General features: G+C 72.9%; 15 protein-coding genes. 10 read left to right on the top strand and 5 right to left on the bottom strand.

Annotation, left to right across the window (positions count from 1 at the left end; genetic code table 11):
• The first annotated feature begins 529 nt into the window (after window positions 1–529).
• A complete protein-coding gene (locus ACEXOX_RS36730; protein ID WP_406525145.1) occupies window positions 530–1,519 on the top strand; it encodes an ArsR/SmtB family transcription factor in 990 nt (329 codons plus the stop codon).
• A gap of 60 nt (window positions 1,520–1,579) precedes the next feature.
• On the opposite strand, the gene ACEXOX_RS36725 is transcribed toward ACEXOX_RS36730, so the two are convergent.
• The 5 genes from ACEXOX_RS36725 to ACEXOX_RS36705 form a co-directional block, all read right to left on the bottom strand.
• Window positions 1,580–2,275, bottom strand: a complete 696-nt coding sequence (locus ACEXOX_RS36725; protein ID WP_406525144.1) for a TauD/TfdA family dioxygenase — start codon at window positions 2,273–2,275, stop codon at window positions 1,580–1,582.
• Window positions 2,161–2,556 (bottom strand): hypothetical protein, encoded by a 396-nt coding sequence (locus ACEXOX_RS36720; protein ID WP_406525143.1) that lies wholly within the window; start codon window positions 2,554–2,556, stop codon window positions 2,161–2,163. The genes ACEXOX_RS36725 and ACEXOX_RS36720 overlap by 115 nt, the downstream gene beginning before the upstream one ends.
• A gap of 41 nt (window positions 2,557–2,597) precedes the next feature.
• Window positions 2,598–2,807: an MbtH family protein gene (locus tag ACEXOX_RS36715; protein ID WP_030020743.1), complete on the bottom strand. Its 210-nt coding sequence runs from the start codon at window positions 2,805–2,807 to the stop codon at window positions 2,598–2,600.
• A 107-nt stretch (window positions 2,808–2,914) separates the two neighbouring features.
• Complete coding sequence (locus tag ACEXOX_RS36710) at window positions 2,915–3,937, bottom strand: histidinol-phosphate transaminase (RefSeq protein ID WP_406525142.1); 1,023 nt, start codon at window positions 3,935–3,937, stop codon at window positions 2,915–2,917.
• Window positions 3,938–3,972: 35 nt separating this feature from the next.
• Entirely contained in the window at window positions 3,973–4,986 is a 1,014-nt protein-coding gene (locus ACEXOX_RS36705) for a class I SAM-dependent methyltransferase (protein WP_406525141.1), read from the bottom strand.
• A 410-nt stretch (window positions 4,987–5,396) separates the two neighbouring features.
• On the opposite strand from ACEXOX_RS36705, the gene ACEXOX_RS36700 reads away from it, so the two are divergent.
• From ACEXOX_RS36700 to ACEXOX_RS36660, 9 genes are all read left to right on the top strand, one after another.
• Window positions 5,397–6,143 carry an ABC transporter ATP-binding protein gene (locus ACEXOX_RS36700; RefSeq protein WP_033038097.1) on the top strand — a complete coding sequence of 249 codons (747 nt, stop codon included), beginning with the start codon at window positions 5,397–5,399 and terminating at the stop codon, window positions 6,141–6,143.
• 3 nt (window positions 6,144–6,146) lie between these two features.
• Entirely contained in the window at window positions 6,147–8,768 is a 2,622-nt protein-coding gene (locus ACEXOX_RS36695; protein ID WP_406525140.1) for an FtsX-like permease family protein, read from the top strand.
• Window positions 8,769–8,933: 165 nt separating this feature from the next.
• A complete protein-coding gene (locus ACEXOX_RS36690) occupies window positions 8,934–10,013 on the top strand; it encodes a sensor domain-containing protein (RefSeq protein ID WP_406525139.1) in 1,080 nt (359 codons plus the stop codon).
• Window positions 9,998–10,210, top strand: a complete 213-nt coding sequence (locus tag ACEXOX_RS36685) for a hypothetical protein (protein ID WP_406525138.1) — start codon at window positions 9,998–10,000, stop codon at window positions 10,208–10,210. Before ACEXOX_RS36690 ends, ACEXOX_RS36685 begins: the two co-directional genes overlap by 16 nt.
• Complete coding sequence (locus tag ACEXOX_RS36680) at window positions 10,180–10,860, top strand: response regulator transcription factor (protein ID WP_361151376.1); 681 nt, start codon at window positions 10,180–10,182, stop codon at window positions 10,858–10,860. The genes ACEXOX_RS36685 and ACEXOX_RS36680 overlap by 31 nt, the downstream gene beginning before the upstream one ends.
• A 279-nt stretch (window positions 10,861–11,139) precedes the next feature.
• The gene (locus tag ACEXOX_RS36675; protein WP_406525137.1) at window positions 11,140–12,489 is read left to right on the top strand and encodes a serine hydrolase domain-containing protein; all 1,350 of its coding nucleotides are present in this window, start codon (window positions 11,140–11,142) and stop codon (window positions 12,487–12,489) included.
• A gap of 142 nt (window positions 12,490–12,631) precedes the next feature.
• The gene (locus ACEXOX_RS36670; RefSeq protein ID WP_406525136.1) at window positions 12,632–14,377 is read left to right on the top strand and encodes an amino acid adenylation domain-containing protein; all 1,746 of its coding nucleotides are present in this window, start codon (window positions 12,632–12,634) and stop codon (window positions 14,375–14,377) included.
• Window positions 14,320–19,182 carry an amino acid adenylation domain-containing protein gene (locus ACEXOX_RS36665; protein WP_406525135.1) on the top strand — a complete coding sequence of 1,621 codons (4,863 nt, stop codon included), beginning with the start codon at window positions 14,320–14,322 and terminating at the stop codon, window positions 19,180–19,182. Before ACEXOX_RS36670 ends, ACEXOX_RS36665 begins: the two co-directional genes overlap by 58 nt.
• Window positions 19,140–22,373, top strand: a complete 3,234-nt coding sequence (locus tag ACEXOX_RS36660; protein WP_406525134.1) for an amino acid adenylation domain-containing protein — start codon at window positions 19,140–19,142, stop codon at window positions 22,371–22,373. Before ACEXOX_RS36665 ends, ACEXOX_RS36660 begins: the two co-directional genes overlap by 43 nt.
• Window positions 22,374–22,380: the final 7 nt, after the last annotated feature.

The following is a 22,380-nucleotide window of genomic DNA, read 5'->3' as shown; positions in this document are numbered from 1 at the left end:
GCGCCGAGGCGCGTATGCGACCCCGCGAACGGGCCGATCGGCGCCCTGACGACCCACTCGGGCCCGCCCGGACGCCCCCTCGCCACCACCGCCGCGCCCCGGCGATCCGTGGGCCCCGGCGCCCGCCGGGCCGGCCCTCCAGAACCGTCGCTTACGGAACGACCGCCGCGGCACCCCTGAGGCGCGGCGGTCACGCCGCGTGATCCACCCCGGAGCGTCGCAGGATGCCGCAGGTGCCACAGTTGCCGCCCGTACGGGCCGGGCGTCACGGGAAATATCGGCAAAGTTCCGTTTTGCAAATTTGACAGGGGATTCGCGGGGGTAGAGGTAGCGCTACCCCATCCGTATCAGTTAGCCTGCGCCCAGTGATTGGTAAACGGGGGTTCCGGACGGGGCGACGGAACACACTTTCATGCGTAAGTCAATGTATTCACGCGGTGACCTCCCCAGGGCAGCCCCTCGGGTACTTGCGTCGCCAGGCGGATCGACCGGCCTCGGCGCGCAGGTGCAGGAGGCAGAGTCGATTCCTATGAATCCCAGTAGACGTCTTTCCGGTGTCTCCGCACAGCGCATCCACTGCACACTCAACGACCTGTTAAGGCTGCGCGTCAGCACCACCGTCGCACCGCACGTCGAAACGTTTTTCGCGCTGCGGTCGCTGTCCGGTCCCGGAGCGGCGGGACTGACCGAATGGCAGCTGGAGGTCTATCCGAAGCTGGGCAGGAACCTGCCGCTGCTCAAAAAGCTTTCACGGGTGTTCCCTTCCCCCGGCGCGCTGCTGCGGCTGTTGCAGGGGAAGGCCCCGGAGGCCCGGATCGCGCTGGTGCGCGTCGGGGAGACGGTGGAGCGGCTGGCGGACGCCGTCCACGAGTTCTGGCGGGTAGCGGTGGCGCCGTACTGGTCGCGCATCCGCGGCCGCGTCCAGGCCGAGCAGGCCTCGCTGGAGCGGATGCTGGCCGTCGGCGGCGTCGAGCACCTGCTGTCCAGTCTGCGGGGCGGCGGCCGCTGGTCGACGCCGGTGCTGGAGCTGCCGCACGAACGGGACGAGGACGTCAGGCTCGACGGCCGGGGACTGCTGCTGGTCCCGTCCCTCTTCCTGCCGCCGCGGCAGGGACACCTGCTGGACCTGGCCGAGCCCCAGGGGCAGCGGCAGCTGCTGCTCTCGACCGGCCCGGTGCCCGATCCGGAGACGTTCTGGTCGGAGCCGGAGGAGGAGGGGCACGCCCTCGCGGCGCTGGTCGGCGCCACCCGGGCCAGCGTGCTGGAGGCCCTGGTCGTCAGCCGCACCACGGGGGAGCTGGCCCGCTGGCTGGGCATCTCGGGCCCGGGGGCCAGTCAGCACACGGCGGTACTGCGCGGCGCCGGCCTGATCGCCACCCACCGCGACCGCAACACCGCCCGGCACGAACTCACTCCCCTGGGGCGGGCGCTGCTGCGCGACCGGGGAGTCACCGGCCTGGACGATCCGGCCGACGACTGGCTGAACGGTGCGCTGCCCGAGCCGGCCCTCAGCCGGTGACAGCCGGCCACGACCGCCGGCGGCACGGTGTGCCGCCGGCGGTCCCTTCACGTGCGCCGCTCAGGCGGGAATGATCCTGGAGCGGCTCGCGCTGTGCGTGTACAGACGGCGGATGTCCCGGCTGATGTTCAGACGCTTCAGCCAGCGGTCCTTTCCGTCATAGCGGGCGGCAAAGGGCTCCCGTCCGTGTACCACCTGATAATTGTCGATGAATACCGCGTCACCGGGTTCCAGAGCGACCCGGCCCGCCGCATTGCTCAGAATTTCCTGAGTGGCGATGACGGCTTCGGCGGCCTCCGCGTCCTCGCCCGACATGAAGTCGATGTCGAATCGCAGATACGGCGCGTGCGCGGGGCCGTAAAGTACCGGCCCGGTCATTCCGGCGGCCTCGGCGCCGGCCCCGCCCGCCGCGTTTCCGGGGAGTGAAGTCCCGGTGTGCGAGTCGTCCGGGAAAAAGCGGAATCGAGGTTTCCGCAACGTGCTGCGCAGGGATTCCGGGAAATCCAGGGAACCGACCCGGGTGACCGTGGTCCCCACCGCGTCAGGATTGCGCAAGCAAAGCAGCGAGACGTAGTCCGCGCGGCACGGGTGAAAGACGTCCTCGGTGTGCAGCGACAGCGTCTTGGCGCTGCTGGCGCTGGTCAGCGAGGACTCCATGCCGGGCGCCGGGCAGACGTCGTGGACGATGCGCCCGTCCTGCTGGCTCTCCCAGCCGAAGGGGTCGCCCAGCGCGGTGCCGCACAGCAGCAGGGCCACTTCCTCACGGTGGCCCGCGCCGGACTTCGCTGCGAGGTCCCACCCGCTCGGCGTGGGGGAAGGTCGGGGTGGATCGGGAGACCGGACACGACGGTGACGTCCGACTCCTCGGCGCGCGCCTGTGCCAGGAACGCGCGCAGGCGCAGCGGCAGCGACGGCGCCGCCTCGGCGGCGCGGTCCATGGCCGCCATCGGGTCCCAGTTCTCGTCGGCGGCGACGATGCCGTCGATGAGGGCGTCGATGTTCTCCCGCTCCTCGGCGGTCAACACCAGCTTGTGCACTTTTTGCTTCTCCAGTCCTGCGAAGGCCCGAACGCGGCGGTTCAGGCCGCCGGCTGCCGCACCAGGCTCGCGGGCCGCATGTCGGTCCAGTGGGCATTGATGTAGGCGAGGCACGCCGCACGGCTGTCCTTGCCGTGGACGGTCTCCCAGCCCGCGGGGACCTCGACGAAGTCCGGCCACAGGGAGTGCTGTCCCTCGTCGTTGACCAGTACCAGGTAGCTGCCGTCCGCGTCCTCGAACGGGTTGGCCATGGTGGTTCCTTCCGGATCACGGCCCGCCGGGAACGTCGTCCGCGCGGGCGATGGGGGCGCCGGTCCGGCGCCGGGTGGGGCGGAGGCGGGGTCCGCGTGCGCCGCGGTCAGCCCGCCGCGGCCTGTTGGGCGGCGGCCAGCACCAGGTCGTTGGAGTCGGCGGTGCCGATCGTCAGCCGGATGCCCTCGTCGGGGTACAGGCGCACCTGTACGCCCCGGTCCGCGCAGGCCGCGTGGAACGACGCGGCGCGCTCCGGCTCGTCCAGCCAGACGAAGTTGGCCCGGCTCTCCAGGACCCGCCATCCCTGGGCACGCAACCCGGCCTGTACGCGGGCGCGTTCGGTGCTGATCTCGGTGATCCGCCGGTCCAGGTCCGCCTCGGCCCCGATGGAGGCCGCGACGGCCGTGTGGGCCAGCTCGCTGATGCTGTACGGCACGGACATGGCCCGTACCCGCTTGACGACCTCGGGCGCGGCCAGGCCGTAGCCGATGCGCAGCCCGGCGAGGCCGTACGCCTTGGAGAAGGTGCGCAGGCTCAGCACGTGATGTCCCGCGCGCAGCAGATCCAGTCCCTGCGGCAGGTCGTCGGCGTCGCAGGCGAACTCGGTGTACGCCTCGTCGAGGATCACCAGCACGTCCTGCGGCAGCGACGTCAGGAAGTCGTCCAGGGCCTTGTGCCCGATCACGGTGCCGGTCGGGTTGTGCGGGTTGCACAGGATCACCACGCGGGTCCGGTCGGTCACCGCCTCCCGCATCCGCGGCAGGTCCTGCTCACCGTCGGGGGTCAGCGGCACCTCGACGCGCTCCGCGCCCGCCATGTCGGCGATGATCGGGTACGCGTCGAACGCCCGCCAGGCGTACAGGACCTGGTCGCCGGGTTCCTGGATGTACGCCTGAAGGGCCTGGAGGGCCACGCCGACCGAGCCGCTGCCCACCATCACGGAATCGACGGAGACACCGCGCCACGCGGCGATGACCTCCATCAGGTCGTCCGCGTAGAACTGCGGATAGCGGTTGATTTCCGCGACGGAATCCGCCAGGGCCTTCCGCACCTCGGGCAGCGGCGGGTACGGCGTTTCGTTCAGCGCCAGCCGGTGCAGCGGCGTGTCGTTTTCAGTGGTGTACGGCACTACGTTCCATCCTCTTCACTCTGCCGTTTTCCCGGTCAGCCGGAAACCGGCTCCAGCTGGAAGATGACGGTGCTCGAAGGCGTGCTGTACACATGCTGCTTGGTGCACTTCCAGCCGGCCTCTTCGAAGACCGACTCCCATTCCGCGCGGGTGGGGATGTACTGGCCCATCAGCGCGTGCGCGGTCTCGAATCCCAGGGTGAACACGGGAAGTTCGGTCACCGAATTCGTGGTGTCCCGGTGCGTGTCGGCCAGCAGGAAATACTTGAGGTTCGGGAGTTCGGTGCGGATGCTGCGCAGCAGCGCCACACAGTCCTCCCGGGGCCAGAAGTCGTGGCCCATGAGGTAGGAGGTCATCAGCTCGACGTCCGCGAACTCCGGGTACTGGCTGAGCTTTCGGGCGTCGCCCTGGATCAGCTTCACCCGGTGCTGCATGCCGTTCTCGGCCAGCGCCTTCTCGCCGACGTCGATGGCGCCCTTGGCGATGTCGATGCCGACGCAGCGCACCGACGGGTCACGCTTGGCGAGCTGCACCAGCCGCTCGCCGCTGCCGCAGCCGAGGTCGGCGGCGACCGAGAACTCCAGGCCGTCGAGGGCGCCGAAGAACGCCTCGTCCATGAAGACCTCGTTCACGTCACGGCAGGCGATGCTCACCGCGGTGGAGTCCCGCCGGATGAAGTCGCCGTCGCGCCCGGCGGTGTACGTCACCTCGCCCATGCGCTGGAACAGCGAGCCGTAGCCCTTCGTCAGCCACTGGAAAAGGCCCTTGGACCGGGAGAATTCCCCGAAGGTCGCGCCGCGGGTGACGCGGTCGCCGTCGACCTCCACCACCTCCGCGTACGTGAGCGCGCGGACCGTCGCCCGCAACGAGGGCTCGTGCAGCTCCTTCTGTGCCGCGTACGCGGGAATGTCGAAGGCGTCGGCGCCGTCCAGTACCTCGAAGATTCCGATGTCCCAGGCCGCGCTCACCGCCCAGGTGGCGATGGTCGAATTGAACAGCTCCGCAGACTTCTCGAAGCCGGTGGTTTCCCCGGTGATTGCGCCGCTCATGCTGGCCATGTCCCCCGTTCTCTGTGAAGGTTCGCGAATTCGTCCGCGCTGCCGCAGCGGCCGGCGGTCCGGTCCCGTTACCCACCCTCCCGCTGCTTCCAGTTGCTTACTGTCGTGTGCCGCCGACCGGGGCGCCACCTCTGTAAGCTGACGCGAAAAGAAGCAGGTCCTTCCGAGCATCCGCGACTGCTTCCCCCGTGTCCGTCCGCGCGGTCCGCGCGGCTGTCCGGCCGTGTTCCCGGGCCGGCAGCGGAAACCGGGAGCGGACCGTGTCCCCGGTACGGCCGGGTGGAGTTTTCTCCACCCGGAAGACGGGATGTGACGCCCGTGCGCCCCCCGGTCCCGTACCGGTTGACTGGCGGCACGCCGTGGACACGACCGTGCACGGACCCCAAGGCCGAGGAGGAGAAGTGCCCGTCACCGGAGTCGGCGTCGAGCAGGCCGTGACACTCAGCGCGGTGGCCAGGCTGTACGGCCGCGGCAACAGCAAGGTGCCCGCCCTGCGCGGTGTGCACTGTTCCTTCGGCCGCGGGTCGTTCACCGCGGTGATGGGGCCTTCGGGCTCGGGCAAGAGCACCTTGCTCCAGTGCGCGGCGGGCCTGGACCGCCCCACCTCGGGCCGGGTGTTCATCGGCGACACCGACATCAGCGCGCTGTCCGAGACGGAGCTGACCAAGCTGCGCCGGGAGCGGATCGGTTTCGTCTTCCAGTCCTTCAACCTCATGCCGTCGCTGAACGCCCGCAAGAACGTGGCCCTGCCGATGCGGCTGGCCGGGCAGCGCCCGACCCGCGCCCAGGTGGACACCGCGCTCCAGCAGGTGGGCCTCGGCGACCGGGGCGGCCACCGGCCGGCCGAGATGTCCGGCGGCCAGCAGCAGCGGGTGGCCATCGCCCGTGCTCTGATCAGCCAGCCCGACGTGCTGTTCGCCGACGAGCCGACCGGCGCCCTGGACACCAACACCAGCCGTGAGGTGCTGGGCCTGCTGCGGTCCGTGGTGGACCACGCCGGGCAGACGGTGGTCATGGTCACCCACGATCCGGTCGCCGCCTCCTGGGCGGACCGGGTGCTCTTCCTGTCCGACGGTGCGGTGCACGGCGAACTGATGGCTCCGACGGTGGCCGCGGTGAGCGAGCACATGGCACGGCTGGGTGGCTGACGCATGTTGTCCATCGCTCTCTCCACCCTGCGCACCAGATGGTCGCTGTTCGCCGGCACCTTCATCGCGCTGGCGCTCGGCGTCGCGCTGATCGCCAGTACCGGTCAGGTCCTCGACGCCACCCGGGGCTCCTCGAAGCCCAGCAGCCCCGGGCGTTATGACGCCGCGGCCGTCGTGGTCCGGGCCGGCCAGTCCTTCACGGTCGACTTCGGCTCCGGCGGCGGCGCGTACGACCAGCGCCAGACCGCCACCTCCCCGCACCGCCTGGACCACGCGCGGCGGACCGCCGACGCGGTCCGCGGCGTGCCCGGGGTACGCCAGGCCGTCGTCGACCGTTCGCTGCCCGCCCAGGTGGTGGCCGGGGACGCCGGTGACACCGCCGACCGCCCGGTCGGCCACGGCTGGTCCAGCGCCCAGCTCACCCCGTTCCGTCTCACCGAGGGGCGCGAGCCCGCCGGTGACGACCAGGTCGTGCTCGCCGCCTCGCTGGCCAAGCGCGCCGGCGCCGCCGTCGGCGACAAGGTGCCCGTGGTGACCCCGCAGGGCCGCCGGGAGATGACCGTCGCGGGCATCGCGGCTCCGCCCGGCAAGGGCGGGGTGCCCGGTGAGGCCACCGTCTTCTTCTCCGACGCCACCGCGCAGCGGCTGTCGGCCGACCCGGACCGCGCCGACGCGGTGGCCGTGCTCGCCGAGCCGGGCACGTCGGCCACCGAACTGGCCGGCCGGATCAAGGCCGTACTGCCGGACAAGTCCCTCAAGGCCGGGACCGGTGCCGCCAAGGGCGGCGACCTGACCGCCGCCTCGCGCGCCGCGGCGCTCGGTGACGTCGCCACCCTGCTCGCCGTCATGGCGGTGATCGCCGGCTTCGTGTCGATCTTCGTGGTGTCGGGCACCTTCGCCTTCGCCATCGCCCAGCGGCGCCGGGAACTGGCCCTGCTGCGCACCATCGGCGCCGCGCCGCCCCAGGTACGCCGCATGATCATGGCGGAGTCGGCGGTGCTGGGCGTGGTCGCCTCGGCCGCGGGCTGCGGCATCGGGATCGCCGGCGGCCAGCAGCTCGCCTCGGTGCTGTCCTCCTTCGGCATGGCGCCCAAGGACTTCGAGGTCCCCGCGTCCCCGCCGATCCTGCTGCTCAGCTTCTTCGTCGGGCTCGGCGTGGCGCTGCTCGGGGTGTTCGCCGCCTCCCGCCGGGCCGCGAAGGTCCGTCCGGCCGAGACCATGCGGGACTCCGCGGTGGAGACCCGGGTGATGACGACCGGCCGCTGGATCACCGGCTCGGTGTTCGCGGGCATGTCGCTGCTGTTGCTGGTCATGCTGCCCCAGGCGGGCAGCGACGGTGCCGTGGTGATCTCGCTGGTGCTGACCGAGATCCTGGTCGTGACGATGGTGGCCTTCTCGCCGCTGCTGGTGCCGCCGCTGGTGCGGCTGGCGACCTTCCCGCTGGCCGCGGTCACCCACATCACCGGCTCGCTGGCCGGTGACAACGCCCGCGCCGCGGTGCGCAGGACCGCCTCGGCGGCCGCCCCCATCCTCGTCACGGTGGCCGTCGCCGGGTCCATCATCGGCGTCACCAACGCGAGTTCGGCGACCACCGTCGCCGACGCCCGCAAGCACCTGAAGGCCGACGTGGTGGTCGCCGCCGGCGGCGGGGCGGGCCTGCCCTCCGCCGCGGTGCGCGAACTGTCCTCGGCGCCCGGCGTCCAGGCCGCCTCGCCGGTCTCCGAGACCAGCGGTTTCCTCGTCGGCTCCAGTTACGTCATGTCGAGCGGCATCGGCGCGGTGGACCCGAAGAACCTGTCCGGCGCGCTGCGGCTGGACCCGGTCAAGGGGTCGCTGGGCGATCTGCGCGGCGACACGGTGGCGGTGACGGAACTGGTGGCCGGCCAGCTGGGCTGGCGCACCGGCGAAGAGGTCGACGTCTACCTCGCCGACGCCACGAAGGTACGGGTGAAGGTCGCCGCGGTGCTCAGTTCGTCGGCGGGGCTGCCCCCGGTGCTGTTCCCGCAGGGCACGCTGGCCCGGCACGCGCCCGACACCATGACGAACGCCGTCTACCTGTCCCTGGCGCCGGGCGCCGACCACGCCGCCGCGACGGCCGCCGCCCAGAAGGTCGCGGACGGGTACGGCGCGGCCGCGCAGGACCGGGACAGCTGGCTGGCCGAGCGCGCCTCCGCCACGCAGGAGGAGGGCCGCATCCTGGTCCTGGTGCTGCTGGGCATGGCGATGCTCTACACCGGTATCGCCATCGCCAACACCCTGGTCATGGCGGCCGGGGAGCGGGCCGAGGGCATCGCGCTGATGCGCAAGATCGGCGCGACCCGCGGGCAGGTGCTGCGCACCGTCGTGTGGGAGACGCTGACCGTGGTGGTCGTCGGCGGGGTGCTGGGTGTCCTCGCGGACGGGGTGACGATGATCGGGATGAGCCGGGCACTGTCCGAGTCCGGTGAGGGCGCCGAGTTCCCGGTGCCGTGGCTGGAGATGGGCTCGGTCCTGGCCGGCTGTCTGATCGTCGCCATGCTCGCCACCCTCGTACCCACCCTGCTCCAGCTGCGCTCCTCCGGCCGTGCCGCCGAGGAGGACGAGGCGCCCAGCACGCGGGAACCGGTGCTGACGGGCGTGGGATGAGCCGTCCGTTCCCTCTGGACCAGCCGGTCCGGCAGCCCGCGACCCCCGCGCGGAACCTGCCGGACCGGCCTCCCGCCGGCGCCGTCCTGTCCCGGCGCCGGCCCGCGCCGGTGGGCCCGCGACCGCGGGCCCACCGGTCTCCGGCGGAGCCCTACTGTGGACCGAATGAGCTCCTCTCCCATCTGGCGGGCCGTGACCCGGAACCCGGTCAGCTTCCTCACCTCCGCCGCGCCCTGGCGTGCGCTCGGGTACCTCGCCACCTCCGGTCTGCTCGGGCTGCTCTCGCTGATCGTGCTGGGGGGTGTGGTGGTGTGCGGGCTGCTGCTGTCGGTGGCGGGGATCGGGCTGGTGATCCTGGCGGGTTCCGTCCTCCTCGGTATTCCGCTGGCCGCGCTGGAGCGGCGCAGGCTGCGCCTGCTGGAGGGGCCGCACGCCGACCGGCCGGCCAGCCCGCACCGTGCCGTCGCGCGGCCGGGACTATGGCCGTGGCTGACCACCCGGTTGCAGGAGAGCGCGACCTGGCGGGAGTTCGGCTTCGCCATGGTGTTCGCGGTGCTGCTGTCCGTCGTGGACCTGGCCCTGCTGACCCTGGCCGGCTCGTTGGTCGTACTGATCGTCTTCCCGGTGGAGGTGGCGGTCACCTCCGGGCAGCCGGAGGCGCTGCTGCTCACCGGCCTCGGGATCGCCGTCCTGCCGGTCGCCGCTTATGTCCTGGGGGCGGCGGCCGCGGCGCAGGGCTGGTTCGTCCGGCTGATGCTGGCGCCCAAGGAGGGCGGGCAGACCGACCGGGTCGTGGAGCTGACCCGCTCGCGGGCCAGGATGGCCGACGCCTTCCAGGCCGAGCGGCGCCGGATCGAGCGGGATCTGCACGACGGGGCGCAGCAGCGGCTGGTGGCGCTGGTGATGACGCTGGGGCTGGCCGAGATGGAGTTCGGCGGTACGGAGCCGAAGGGCGGCCGGGCCGGCGAGCTGATATCCCGGGCCCGGGGGAGGCGAAGCAGGCGCTGGACGAACTGCGCGACCTGGTCCGCGGCATCCATCCGCAGGTCCTCACCGACCACGGCATCGCCGCCGCGGTGTCCGAGGTCGCGGTACGCTGCCGGGTGCCGGTGGATGTGGACGTGGAGCTGGCCGGGCGGCTGCCCACGCAGGTCGAGGCCACCGCCTACTTCTTCATCAGCGAGGCGCTCACCAACGTCGTCAAGCACAGCGGTGCCACGTCCGCCACGGTGCACGGGCGGCTGACGCGGGATCGGCTGTCCGTCACGGTCACCGACAACGGCGTCGGGGGTGCCGAACTGCGCGCGGGCGGCGGGCTGGAGGGCTTGGCCGACCGGGTCGCGGTGGTCGATGGAAGACTGGTGCTGTCCAGCCCCTCTGGCGGCCCCACCGCCCTCAGCCTGGAGATTCCGTGCCAGCACAGTCACTCCGTATCGTCCTAGCCGAGGACTCGGCGCTCGTCCGTGAAGGGATCGTCGAGCTGCTGCACAAGTTCGGCCACCAGGTGGTCCGGGCGGTCGGGGACGCCGACTCCCTGATCACCGCGGTACGGGAGTGCTCCCCGGACATCGTCGTCACCGACGTACGGATGCCGCCGGGGCACGGGGACGACGGGCTGCGGGCCACGACGGAGCTGCGCAAGAGCTACCCGGACCTGCCGGTCCTGGTGCTGTCGCAGTACGTCGCGAACGCGTACGCCAAGGAACTCTTCACCCCCAGCAGAACACCGCACCGCCAGAGCCGGGCCGGCCTGGGCTACCTGCTCAAGGACCGGATCGGTGAACTCAGCGAATTCGCCCAGGCCGTCGAACGTGTCGCCGCAGGAGCCATGGTGATCGACCCCCAGGTTGTCCAGCACATACTGATGGAGCGCGACCAGCGCCACCAGTACCAGCTGCTGTCCGCCCGCGAACAGGAGGTGCTCGGGCTGATGGCCCACGGCTACTCCAACGCGATGGTGCGGGACGCCCTGAACATCAGCGACGGGGCGGTGGCCAAACACATCGGCAACATCTTCGCCAAGCTGGGGCTCTCCCCCGACGACGGCAACCGCCGGGTGCTCGCGGTCCTGGCGTACCTGCGCGACGAGTGATCCCCCGCACCCCGCCCCGCCCCGTCCCGCCCGCTGCCGGCTTCCCGCCGGCGGTGCCGTGACCCGGTTGATTTCGCGACAGCTTACGAAGGTGGCGCGCCGGGCCCGCCCGGGGGGATGGTGTCCACGCAGGCCCGTCGGACGCAGTGCGCGTGCCGGGGCCGGACCGTCCTGCCCGGCAGGCGGACCCGGCCGGCGGGCCGCGGGACCAGTACAGGGAAAGCAGGCCGAGGCGGCGTCACCGTTCGGGTGAGCCGCCGGCGCCTGTAGGGGGATTTCATGAACGTGGAAGAGCTGTCCGGGCGCCTGCCCGCGCTCGCACGCGAACACGGTGTTCCGGGCGGGCAGTTCGCCCTGCACCACAAGGGCGAGACCCGTTCCTTCGTGTTCGGCGAACAGGACGCGGCGGGCACGGTGCCGGTGACCGGGGACGCCAAGTTCCCGGTCGGTTCCATCACCAAGGCGTTCACCGCCGCGCTGGCCATGCTGCTGGTCGACGAGGGCGACCTGGACCTCGACGCGCCGGTGGCCGAGGTGCTCACCGAACTGCGGACACCCGGCGCCCGCTTCGGCGCCGCGACGACCCTGCGCCAGCTGCTCAGCCACAGCGGCGGGCTGCCGCCGGGCCGCGACTCGGACAGTCTGGCCGGCGCCACCCGCCGGGGCTATCTCGCCGACTGCGCCCGGATGGCGCCCATCGACACGTTCGGCTCCTCGTTCTCCTACTCCAACGTCGGCTACACCGTCATCGGCATGCTCGCCGAGCAGGCCGTACGGATGGACTGGCGCGAGGCGCTGGAGAGCTTCCTGCTGGACCCGCTGGACATCGAACCTGCCTATATCGCGGGCACTTCGGCGCGGCCGTACGTCTCCGGACACGCGGCCCGTACCGCGCCGGCCCGCGCGGTGCCGGTCCGCCAGACCCTCCCCGCCATCGAGGCGCCGGCCGGGGCGCTCGCCCTCAGCGCCCTGGACCTGCTGGCCTTCGGCCGGCTGCACACCGACGACGCGGACGGCGTGCCGGGACTGCTGGACGCCGAGGCCCTGGCCGGAATGCGCACCGGCGTGCCCGGGGCCGAGCCGTTCGGCCTCGCCGACGGCTGGGGGCTGGGCCTGTCGCTGTACCGTGCCGACGACGGCACCCACTGGACCGGCCACGACGGTACCGCCGACGGCACCTCCTGCCACCTGCGCGTCGACCCGGCGGGCGGCACCGTCGTCGCGCTGACCACCAACGCCCACACCGGCATGGCCATGTGGGAGAGCCTGCTGGAGGACCTGCGGCGGCTCGGCCTGGACGTGGCCAGCTACTCGTACTCCGCCTTCCGCGACCCGCGGGAGAAGATCCCGGCGCCGCCCGGCTGCCTGGGCCGGTACGTCAACGGGGAGACCGAGTACCTGGTCGGCCCGGGCGGCGGGAACGGTGGCGAGGACGGGAACGCGGACGAGCTGACGCTGCGGCTGGACGGCGAACCGTTCGCCCGGATCACCGTCCACGAGGGGCTGGAGTTCACCCTCCGGGAGTTCGCCGAGGGCGGCATGGTCTACCTCGGCCGCTTCCTGCGGCACCCCGGCACCGGCGACATCGACCAGATCCAGGTCACCGGCCGGCGCGCCCAGCGCGTCTGACACCGCCGGTCACCGGCCGGCCGCCGCTCCCGTACGGCCACGGGGGCGGCGGCGCACACGACGGGCAGGGCACCGAAGCCCTGGCCCGCGTACGACTTGTGCAATTTTTCCACCGGCGGCATGCCCGAGCCCCTTGGGCGGCGTGCCCCCGCACCGAATCCGGAAGAGGGAACATGGAACGCGGTACGGCATCCCTGCGACCGATCGCCGTGGCAGCCGGGTCCTCTCAGGACCCCGCCGGCGCCTCCCCACCGACCGTTGTCTGCACGAGCTGTTCCAGGAGCGGGCGGCGCTGGTGCCGGACGCGACGGCGCTGGTCTTCGGCGGGGCGCGGGTCACGTACCGGGAGCTGAACGAGCGCTCCAACCGGCTGGCACGGCTGCTGGTGACGCGGGGCGCGGAGCCGGGTTCGGTGGTCGCGGTGTGTCTGGAGCGCGGACCGGAGCTGGTGGTGGCGCTGCTGGCGGTGCTCAAGTCCGGTGCGGCGTACGCGCTGCTGGACCCGGCGTTCCCGGACCGGCGGCTGGCGGACCTCCTCGGTGAGACGGGTGCGCGGCTCGTCGTCAGCGACGGCGTACGGGCCGGGCGGCTGCCGGGCGGGGTGGCCGAGGTGGTGTCGCTCGACGGCGACCGGCAGCGGCTGGAGACGCTGGAGGCGGACGACCTGCCGCGTACGGCGGGTCCGCTGGACGCGGCCTGCGTGATGTTCACCTCCGGCTCCACCGGCCGTCCCAAGGGCGTCGTCGCGCCGCACCGGGCCGCCGTACGCGTCTTCTTCGGCCAGGACCTCCTGGCCTTCGGGCCGGACCGAGTGTGGCTCCAGGCCGCCCCGATGTCCTGGGACGCCTTCGCGCTGGAACTGTGGGGCGCCCTGCTGCACGGCGCCACCTGCGTCCTGCACCCCGGCTCGACGCCCGACCCCGAGGTGATCACCGAGCTGATCGCCGAACACCGGGTCACCACCTGCTTCCTGTCGACCAGCCTGTTCAACGTCATGGTCGACGAGTACCCGGACGCCCTGGGCGCGGTGCGCGAGGTGATAACCGGCGGCGAGGCGGTCTCGCCGGGGCACATGGCGCGGCTGCTGGCGGCCCACCCCGACGTGGCACTGGTCCACGGCTACGGCCCGGTGGAGAGCATGGTCTTCGCCACCTCCCACCGGGTCACGGAGGAGGATGTGCGCGGAACGACGGTCCCGATCGGTACAGCTCTCGCCCACACCACCGTGCACGTCCTGGACGAGCGGCTGCGCCCGGTGCCGGCCGGCGCGACGGGCGAGGTGTGGATCGGCGGGGACGGCCTCGCGCTGGGCTACCTCGGGCGGCCCGACCTGACCGCCGAACGCTTCGTCGCCGCGCCGTTCGCCCCCGGCGAGCGCCTGTACCGCACCGGCGACCTGGCCCGCACCCTCCCCTCGGGCGCGCTGGAATTCGTCGGCCGCACCGACGACCAGGTCAAGATCCGCGGCTTCCGCGTCGAGCCGGGCGAGGTGCGCTCCGCGCTGCTCGCCCACCCGGCCGTCGGTTCGGCCGCCGTCACCGCCGTACGGCGCGAACAGGGCGCCTGGCAGCTGGTGGCCCACCTCGTCGCCGCGCCCGGCGCCGAGGTGCCGCCGCCCGCCGCGCTCCGCGCGTTCCTCGGCGGCACGCTGCCGGAACACCTGGTCCCCAGCGCCTTCGTCACCCTCGACCGGCTGCCGCTCACCCCGGCCGGCAAGCTCGACCGCCGTGCCCTGCCCGCGCCCGACTGGGACGCGCAGACCACCGCCCACGTCGCGCCGCGCACTCCCTGGAGAGCACGATCGCGCACATCTGGGCCGACGTCCTGGGTGTGCGGCGGGTCGGTGTCGAGGACGACTTCTTCGCGCTGGGCGGCGACTCCATCCTGAGCATGCGGATCGTCTCCCGCCTCCGGGCCGAGCTGGGCGTCCCGGTGCCGCCCCGGGCGCTGTTCGGCGCGCCCACCGTGGCGGACCTTGCCGCGACGCTGGACGCGGCCGACGGCGAGAGCGTCAGTGGTGACACGGCGCACGCCCCGATCCCGGCGATACCGCGCGAGGGCGCGCTGCCGCTGTCGTACGCACAGCAACGCCTCTGGTTCCTCTACGAGTTCGAGCACGGCGCGGTCGAGTACAACACCTCCGTAGGGCTGCGGCTGGCCGGACCGCTGGACGCGACGGCGCTGAGCCGTGCCCTGGGGGCGCTGTCCGCCCGCCACGAGTCGCTGCGCACCACCTTCGACGCCGTGGACGGACGGGGCGTGCAGTATGTGCACGCCACGTTGGAACCGCCGCTGCGCACCGTGTCCCTGACCGGCGCGGAAGAGGCGCGGGAGGTAGCGCCGGACGGGCGGCAGGCGGAACTGGACCTGCTGCTGCGCGCGGACGCCGGGCTCCCCTTCGACCTGCGCCAGGGACCGCCGTGGCGGGCCCTGCTGATCCGGCTGACCGACGGCGAACACCTGCTGGTCCTCACCCTGCACCACATCGTCACCGACGGCTGGTCCATGCGGGTCCTCGCCGAGGAGCTGGCGTCGCTCTACGCGGCAGCGCACGACGGCGCCGAGGCTCTGGACGCCGTACTGCCCGACCTGCCCACGCAGTACGCCGACTTCTCGGTGTGGCAGCGCGACCGCCTGTCGGGCCCGGCGTTCGACGACCAGCTCGCCTACTGGAAGCGCCGTCTCGACGGCCTCACCCCGCTGCGGCTGCCCGCCGACCGCAGCCGCGCCGCCGTCCGCGCGACGGGTGGCGCGGCGCACCGCTTCGCGCTGCCCGCCCCGCTGGTCGCGGCCCTGCGGGAGCTGGGCAGGGAGCAGGGCGCCACGCTGTTCATGACGCTGGCCGCGGGCGTGCAGCTGCTGCTGTCGCGCTACAGCGGCGAGCGGGACGTGGCGGTCGGTACGGCGTCGTCGGGGCGCTCCCGTCCCGAACTGGAGCAGCTGATCGGCTTCTTCGTGAACACCCTCGTGCTGCGCTCCCAGGTGGACCCCGCCCAGGGCTTCGCGGGCTTCCTCGGCGAGGTGCGCACGACGGTGCTGGAGGCGTTCGACGCCGAGGACGTGCCGTTCGACCGGGTGGTCGAGGCGGTCGCTCCCGAGCGTGACCTCAGCCGCAACCCGCTGGTCCAGGTGGTGGTGGCGCTCCAGCAGGGGCAGCCGGAGCTGCCGGAGGCCGGCGGGCTGCGGATCAGCGGGTACGACCTGCCCCGCTACTCCTCGCGCTTCGACCTGTTCGTCGAGTTCTGGCCGCAGGGCGACGCGCTGGACTGCGTGATCGAGTACAGCACCGACCTGTTCGACGCCGCCACGGTCGAGACCATGGGCGGCTACCTGCGCACCCTCTTCGAGGGCGTCGTGCAGGCACCGCACCGGCCGATGGGTGACCTGCCGCTCTCGATCGCCACCGAGGAGCACGGCACCCCGGCGGCTGCCGGGGAGCGCAGCGAGGACGGCGCGCTGAACCAGTGTCTGCACGAGGTGTTCCAGGAGCAGGCGGCGTCGGTGCCGGACGCGACGGCGTTGGTGTACGGCGGGACGCGGGTCTCGTACCGGGAGCTGAACGAGCGGGCCAACCGGCTGGCCCGGCTGCTGACGGCGCGCGGCGCCGGGCCGGGCGCGGTGGTCGCGGTATGCCTGGAACGCGGTACCGACCTGATCGTGGCGCTGCTGGCGGTGCTCAAGTCCGGTGCGGCGTACGCGCTGCTGGACCCGGCGTTCCCCGACGGGCGGCTGGCGGACCTGCTGGCCGAGACCGGGGCGCGCGTCGTGGTCAGTGACGACACGCGGGCCGCGCGGCTGCCGGACGGGCCGGCCGACGTGGTGTCGCTCGACGGCGACCGGCAGCGGCTGGAGTCGCTGGAGGCCCACGACCTGCCGTGCGTGACGAGCCCGACGGACGCGGCCTGCGTGATGTTCACCTCCGGCTCCACCGGCCGTCCCAAGGGCGTGGTCTCGCCCCACCGGGCGGCGGTACGTGTCGTACGCGGCCAGGACTTCGCCGAGTTCGGTCCGCGGCACGTCTGGCTGCAGAGCGCCCCGATGTCCTGGGACGCCTTCGCGCTGGAACTGTGGGGCGCCCTGCTGCACGGCGCCACCTGCGTCCTGCACCCCGGCTCGACGCCCGACCCCGAGGTGATCTCCGAGCTGGTCGCCGAACACCGGGTCACCACCCTGTGGCTGTCCGCCAGCCTGTTCAACGTCATGGTCGACGAGTATCCGGCGACGCTGGGCGCCGTCGGGCAGGTCATCACCGGCGGCGAGGCCGCCTCGCCGGCGCACGTGGCCCGCGTACTGGCCGAATATCCCGCGCTGCGCCTGGTCAACGGCTACGGGCCGGTCGAGAGCATGGTCTTCGCCACCGCCCACCGCATCACCGCGGAGGACGTGCGGCGCCCCTCCGTGCCGATCGGACGCCCGATCGCGCACACCACCGTGCACATCCTGGACGAGCGGATGCTGCCGGTCGCACCGGGCATCCCCGGTGAGCTGTGGATCGGTGGCGCGGGCCTCGCGTCCGGTTACCTGGGGCGGCCCGACCTGACCGCCGAACGCTTCGTGGCCGCGCCGTTCGCCCCGGGCGAGCGCCTTTACCGCACCGGCGACCTGGCCCGCGCCCTGCCCTCCGGAGCGCTGGAGTACCTCGGCCGCATCGACGACCAGGTCAAGATCCGCGGCTTCCGTATCGAACCCGGCGAGGTCCGCACCGCGCTGCTCCACCACCCCGCCCTCACCGCCGCCGCCGTCATCGCCCTCCAGGTGGAGAACGGCCCCAAGCGGCTGGTCGCCTACACCGTCACCGCCCCTGGCGCCGACGCCCCGGAAGCCGCCGTACTGCGCGACTTCCTCGGCCAGTCCCTGCCGGCCCACATGGTCCCCAGTGCCTTCGTCACCGTCGACCGCCTCCCCCTCACCCCCGCGGGCAAGCTCGACCACCGCGCCCTGCCCGCACCCGACTGGCACACCTCGGCGGGCACGAAGGAGTACGTCGCCCCGCGCGGGCCCGTCGAAGAAGCCCTCGCCGGGATCTGGGCGGACGTCCTGGGTGTGGAGAAGGTCGGCGCCGAGGACAACTTCTTCGAGCTGGGCGGCGACTCCATCCTCAGCATGCAGGTCATCTCCCGGGCCCGTGCCGCCGGTCTGACCGTGCACTCCAAGGACGTCTTCCTGCGGCAGACCGTCGCCGCGCTGGCCGCCGCCGCGGTCACCCACGGCGCCGCCGGCAAGGACGCCCGGCCCCGGGCCGAGGCCACCGGTGACGTCCCGCTGACCCCCGTACAGCACTGGTTCTTCGACCATCACCGGACGGGTCCGGAACACTTCGACCAGTACGTGGTCCTCGACCTCGACCCGGCCGCCGACCGTGCCGCGCTGGCGGCCGCCGTCGCCGCGCTGCCCCGGCAGCACGACGCGCTGCGCAGCCGCTTCACCCGCGTCGACGGGCAGTGGCACCAGTTCACCGCACCGGCGCACGCGGACGACACGGTGCTGCGCGGCATCGATCTGTCCGGCCTGGACGGGCCGGAGCAGGACGCGGCGGTACGTGCCTGGATCGAGGGTCCGGACGCCAGGTTCCGCCTGGAGGAGGACGGCAAGTTCACCGCCGTCCTCGTCGAGCGCGGCGCCGTACGGCCTCCGCAACTCCTGCTCAGCGCACACCACTTGGCCGTGGACGGCGTGTCCTGGCGGGTGCTGGCCGAGGACCTGGACACCGGATACCGGCAGGCCGCGGCCGGCCGGGCCGTCGACCTGGGGCCGGGCACCTCCTCGTTCCGCGAGTGGGCGCTGCGTCTGTCGGAGCACACCGCCGCCGGCGGCTTCGCGGCGGAGACCGGCCACTGGGACGCGGTCACCGCGGTGGACGGCGGTCCTGTCGACGCCGGGGCCCTGCCTGTGGACGGCGAGGGGCCCAACACCGTCGCCTCCACCCGTACCGTGACCGTCCGGCTGAGCGCCGAGGAGACCCGCGCCCTGCTCCAGCAGGTCCCCGCGGTCTACCGCACCCGCGTGGACGACGTCCTGCTGAGCGCCTACGGCCGGGTGCTCGCCCGGTGGACGGGCAGCCCGCGCACCCTCGTCGACCTGGAGGGCCACGGCCGCGAAGAGCTCTTCGACGACATCGACCTGACCCGTACGGTCGGCTGGTTCACCAGCATCTACCCGGTGGCGCTGACCGTCGATCCCGCCGCGGACTGGGCCACCACGCTCAAGTCCGTCAAGGAGCAGCTGCGGGCCGTCCCGGGCCGCGGCCTGGGGTACGGCGCGCTGCGCCACCTCGCCGGGCCGGACACGCCCCTGGCGCGGCCGGACCGGGCCGTCCCGCAGATCAGCTTCAACTACCTGGGCCGGTTCGACACCGGCGCGGCGGCCGGTTCGCCGCTGCGCCCCGGTGGCGACGGGGTCCAGCTCACCGGGCACCCCGGGGAGCGGCGGCCGCACCTGCTGGACGCGGTCAGCCGCGTGGAGTCCGGTCAGCTGTCGATGACCTGGTACTACTCGGCCGACGTGCACGACAGGACGACCGTGGAGGGGCTGGCGGAACAGACCGCCGAGGCCCTGCGGGAGATCCTGCGGCACTGCGCCGACCCCGCCGCCGGCGGCGTCACCCCTCCGACTTCCCGCTGGCCGGACTCGACCAGGCGACTCTCGACCGGGTGGCCGGCGACGGCCGTGCCGTCGAGGACCTCTACCCGCTGACGCCGATGCAGAGCGGGATGCTCTTCCACAGCATGACCGAGCCGGACCGGCCGCTGTACGTGGAGCAGGTCTCCTTCGTGCTGGACGGCGTGACCGATCCGCGGCTGCTCGGCCAGGCCTGGCAGCAGGTCGTCGACCGTACGCCGGTCCTGCGCACCAGCGTGCTGCGCGACGGGCTCGACGAGCCGTTGCAGGCCGTGCACCGTACGGTGTCGCTGCCGGTCGACCACCTCGACTGGCGCGGCCTGGCGCAGGACGCGCAGCGGCGCGCAGCGCTGGACGAGCTGTTCGAGCGGGATCAGGCGGCGGGCCTGGACCTGTCGTGCGCCCCGCTGATGCGGGTGACCCTCGCGGCGCTGCCCGGCGACGCGGTGCAGGTGTTGTGGACCTTCCACCACCTGCTGCTGGACGGCTGGAGCGCCTTCCAGGTGCTGTCCGACGTGTTCGCGTGCTACGGCGCGCTGCGGCGCGCGGACGCCGACGGCAGCGCGGCGGAACCGGCGCTGCCGTTCCGTCCGCCGTTCCGCGACCACGTGGCGTGGCTCGCGGACCAGGACACCCGGGCCGCCGAGGAGTTCTGGCGCGACGCGCTGCGGGGCTTCGCCGCCCCCACCGCGCTGCCCTACGACCGGCAGCCCACCGGCGCGCACGACAGCCGCTCCTCCGGCCGGGTGGCTCTGGAGCTGACGCCGGAGCTGACCGCCGGACTGAACGCGCTGGCCAGGGAGCACCGGCTGACGCTCAACTCCCTGGTGCAGGGCGCCTGGGCGCTGCTGCTGGCGCGGCACAGCGGGGAGCGGGACATCGTGTTCGGCGCCACCGTCTCCGGCCGCCCGGCCGAGCTGGCCGGGGCCGAGACCATCCACGGCATCTTCATCAACACCCTGCCGGTACGTGTCGGTATCGACGACGGCGCCCCGCTGGTGTCCTGGCTGGCCGGGCTCCAGGCCGCGCAGGCCGAGTCCCGCGCCCACGACCACCTGCCGCTGGCCCGCGTGCAGGCCACCGCCGAGGTGCCGAGCGGCAGCGCCCTGTTCGAGAGCATCGTCATCTTCGAGAACTACCCGATCGACGAGGAGGCGGGCAGCGCCCACGGGCTGCGGCTGCGCGACCTGTACGCCGAGGTCGAGACGACCAACTACCCGCTCGCCGTGACGGTCTACCCCGGTGAACGGCTGCGGTTCGGCTTCGCCTTCGATCCGGCCCTGTTCGACGAGGAGTCGGTACGGACGCTGACCGGCCGGCTGCGGGAGATCCTGGCCGGGGCGGTGGCGGACCCGGGGCGGACGCTGCGCGAGCTGCCGTGGCTGACGCCGGACGAGCGGCAGGCCCTGCTGGAGGCCGGTACCGGTCCGGTGCGCGATGCCGGTACGGGCACGGTGCTGCGGATGCTGGGCGAGCAGGTGGCCCGTACCCCCGAAGACGTCGCTCTCGTCCACGGCTCGCAGCGCGTCACCTACCGGGAGCTGGACGAGCGGTCCAACCGGCTGGCACGCGAGCTGATCGCGCGCGGCATCGGTCCCGAGGACCTGGTGGCGGTGGCCGCCGAGCCGTCGGTGGACCTGGTGACCGGGCTGCTGGGCGTGCTCAAGGCAGGCGCCGCGTACGTGCCGGTCGACCCGGCGCACCCGGCGGAGCGCATCGCTCACGTCCTCGACGACGCGGCGCCCGCGCTGGTACTCGCCGACTCCGCGTCGCAGGCGGTGGTCCCGGCCGCCCGGCGGCTGCTTCTGGACGGAGCGGGCACGGACGGGCCCGGTGCGGGCCTGGCCTGCGGTCCGGTGCGGGACGACGAGCGCACCACCCCGCTCGACCCGGCACACCCGGCGTACGTGATCTACACCTCCGGCTCCACCGGCCGCCCCAAGGGCGTCGTCATCGAACACCGCTCCTTCGCCGACTACGTCGCCTGGGCCGCCGTCGCCTACCCCGGCGCCTCCGGCACCGCCGTACTGCACTCCCCCGTCACCTTCGACCTCACCGTCACCGCCCTCTACACACCACTCATCAGCGGCGGCCGCGTCCTCATCAGCACCCTGGAGGACACGGCCGCCCTGTCCGGCGCGGCGCGCGACTGTTCCCTGCTGAAGGTGACGCCCTCGCACCTGGCGCTGCTGGGCACCCTCGCCGACGACCTGCTCACCACCGGTCAACTCGTCGTCGGAGGCGAGCAGTTGCTCGGCGAAGTACTCGAACAGTGGCGCCGGACGCACCCGGACGTCACCGTGATCAACGAGTACGGCCCGACCGAGGCGACCGTCGGCTGCATGGAGTACCGCATCGAGCCCGGCGAGCACGCCGAGCCCGGTCCGGTGCCGGTCGGCCGGGCCCGCGACAACACCCTCCTGCACGTCCTGGACGCGGGCCTGCGGCCGGTGCCCGCCGGAGTACGGGGCGAGCTGTACGTGGCCGGGGCCGGACTGGCCCGCGGCTACGTACGACGCCCCGGACTGACCGCCGAACGCTTCGTCGCCGACCCGTACGGGCCGCCCGGCTCCCGGATGTACCGCACCGGCGACCTCGCCCGGTGGCGGCCGGACGGCCGGCTGGAATTCCTCGGCCGCACCGACGACCAGGTCAAGATCCGCGGCTACCGCATCGAACTCGGCGAGATCGAGTCCGCCCTGCTGTCCCATCCGCTGGTCGCCGAGGCCGCGGTGATCGCCACCGGCGGCGACGGCGGCTCCGGCCACAGCCGCCTGACCGGCTACGTCGTGCCCGCCGAGGACCGGCAGCCGGACCCGCGGGAACTGCGCGAGCACACCGCCGTCTCGCTGCCCGGCTACATGGTCCCGGCCGCCGTCGTCGTCCTCGACGCGCTGCCGCTGACCCCCAACGGAAAGCTCGACCGGGCGGCGCTCCCCGAACCGCAGGCGGCGCAGGACGCCGAGGACCACGTCCCTCCGGGGACGCCCACCGAGGAGGCGCTCGCCGACCTGTGGGCGGACCTGCTGGGCGTCGAACGCGTCGGCGTCCACGACAACTTCTTCGACCTGGGCGGCGACTCCATCCTCAGCATCCAGACGGTGCTGCGGATGAAGGTCGCGTTCGGCCTCGACCTGTCCCCGCGCGACGTGCTGACCGCACCCACCGTGGCCCAGCTCGCCCTGGTCGTCGAGGACCGCATCCTCGCCGAACTGGAGCAGGCCGCCCTGGCGGACTTCGAGAGCGACGGGCCACCGGCCTCCTGAGCCCCGT

Origin of the sequence: Streptomyces sp. Ac-502, assembly GCF_045222935.1 — a bacterium.
GTDB classification, from domain to species: Bacteria; Actinomycetota; Actinomycetes; order Streptomycetales; family Streptomycetaceae; genus Streptomyces; species Streptomyces monomycini.
The sequence above is the reverse complement of the archived record's forward strand: the minus strand, read 5'-3'. Positions and strand labels throughout refer to the sequence as shown.

Coding starts and splice junctions, on each gene's coding strand:
- ACEXOX_RS36730 (WP_406525145.1), top strand. CDS start 530: ATGAATCCCAGTAGACGTCTTTCCGGTGTCTCCGCACAGCGCATCCAC.
- ACEXOX_RS36715 (WP_030020743.1), bottom strand. CDS start 2,807: ATGGCCAACCCGTTCGAGGACGCGGACGGCAGCTACCTGGTACTGGTC.
- ACEXOX_RS36705 (WP_406525141.1), bottom strand. CDS start 4,986: ATGAGCGGCGCAATCACCGGGGAAACCACCGGCTTCGAGAAGTCTGCG.
- ACEXOX_RS36695 (WP_406525140.1), top strand. CDS start 6,147: ATGTTGTCCATCGCTCTCTCCACCCTGCGCACCAGATGGTCGCTGTTC.
- ACEXOX_RS36690 (WP_406525139.1), top strand. CDS start 8,934: ATGAGCTCCTCTCCCATCTGGCGGGCCGTGACCCGGAACCCGGTCAGC.
- ACEXOX_RS36675 (WP_406525137.1), top strand. CDS start 11,140: ATGAACGTGGAAGAGCTGTCCGGGCGCCTGCCCGCGCTCGCACGCGAA.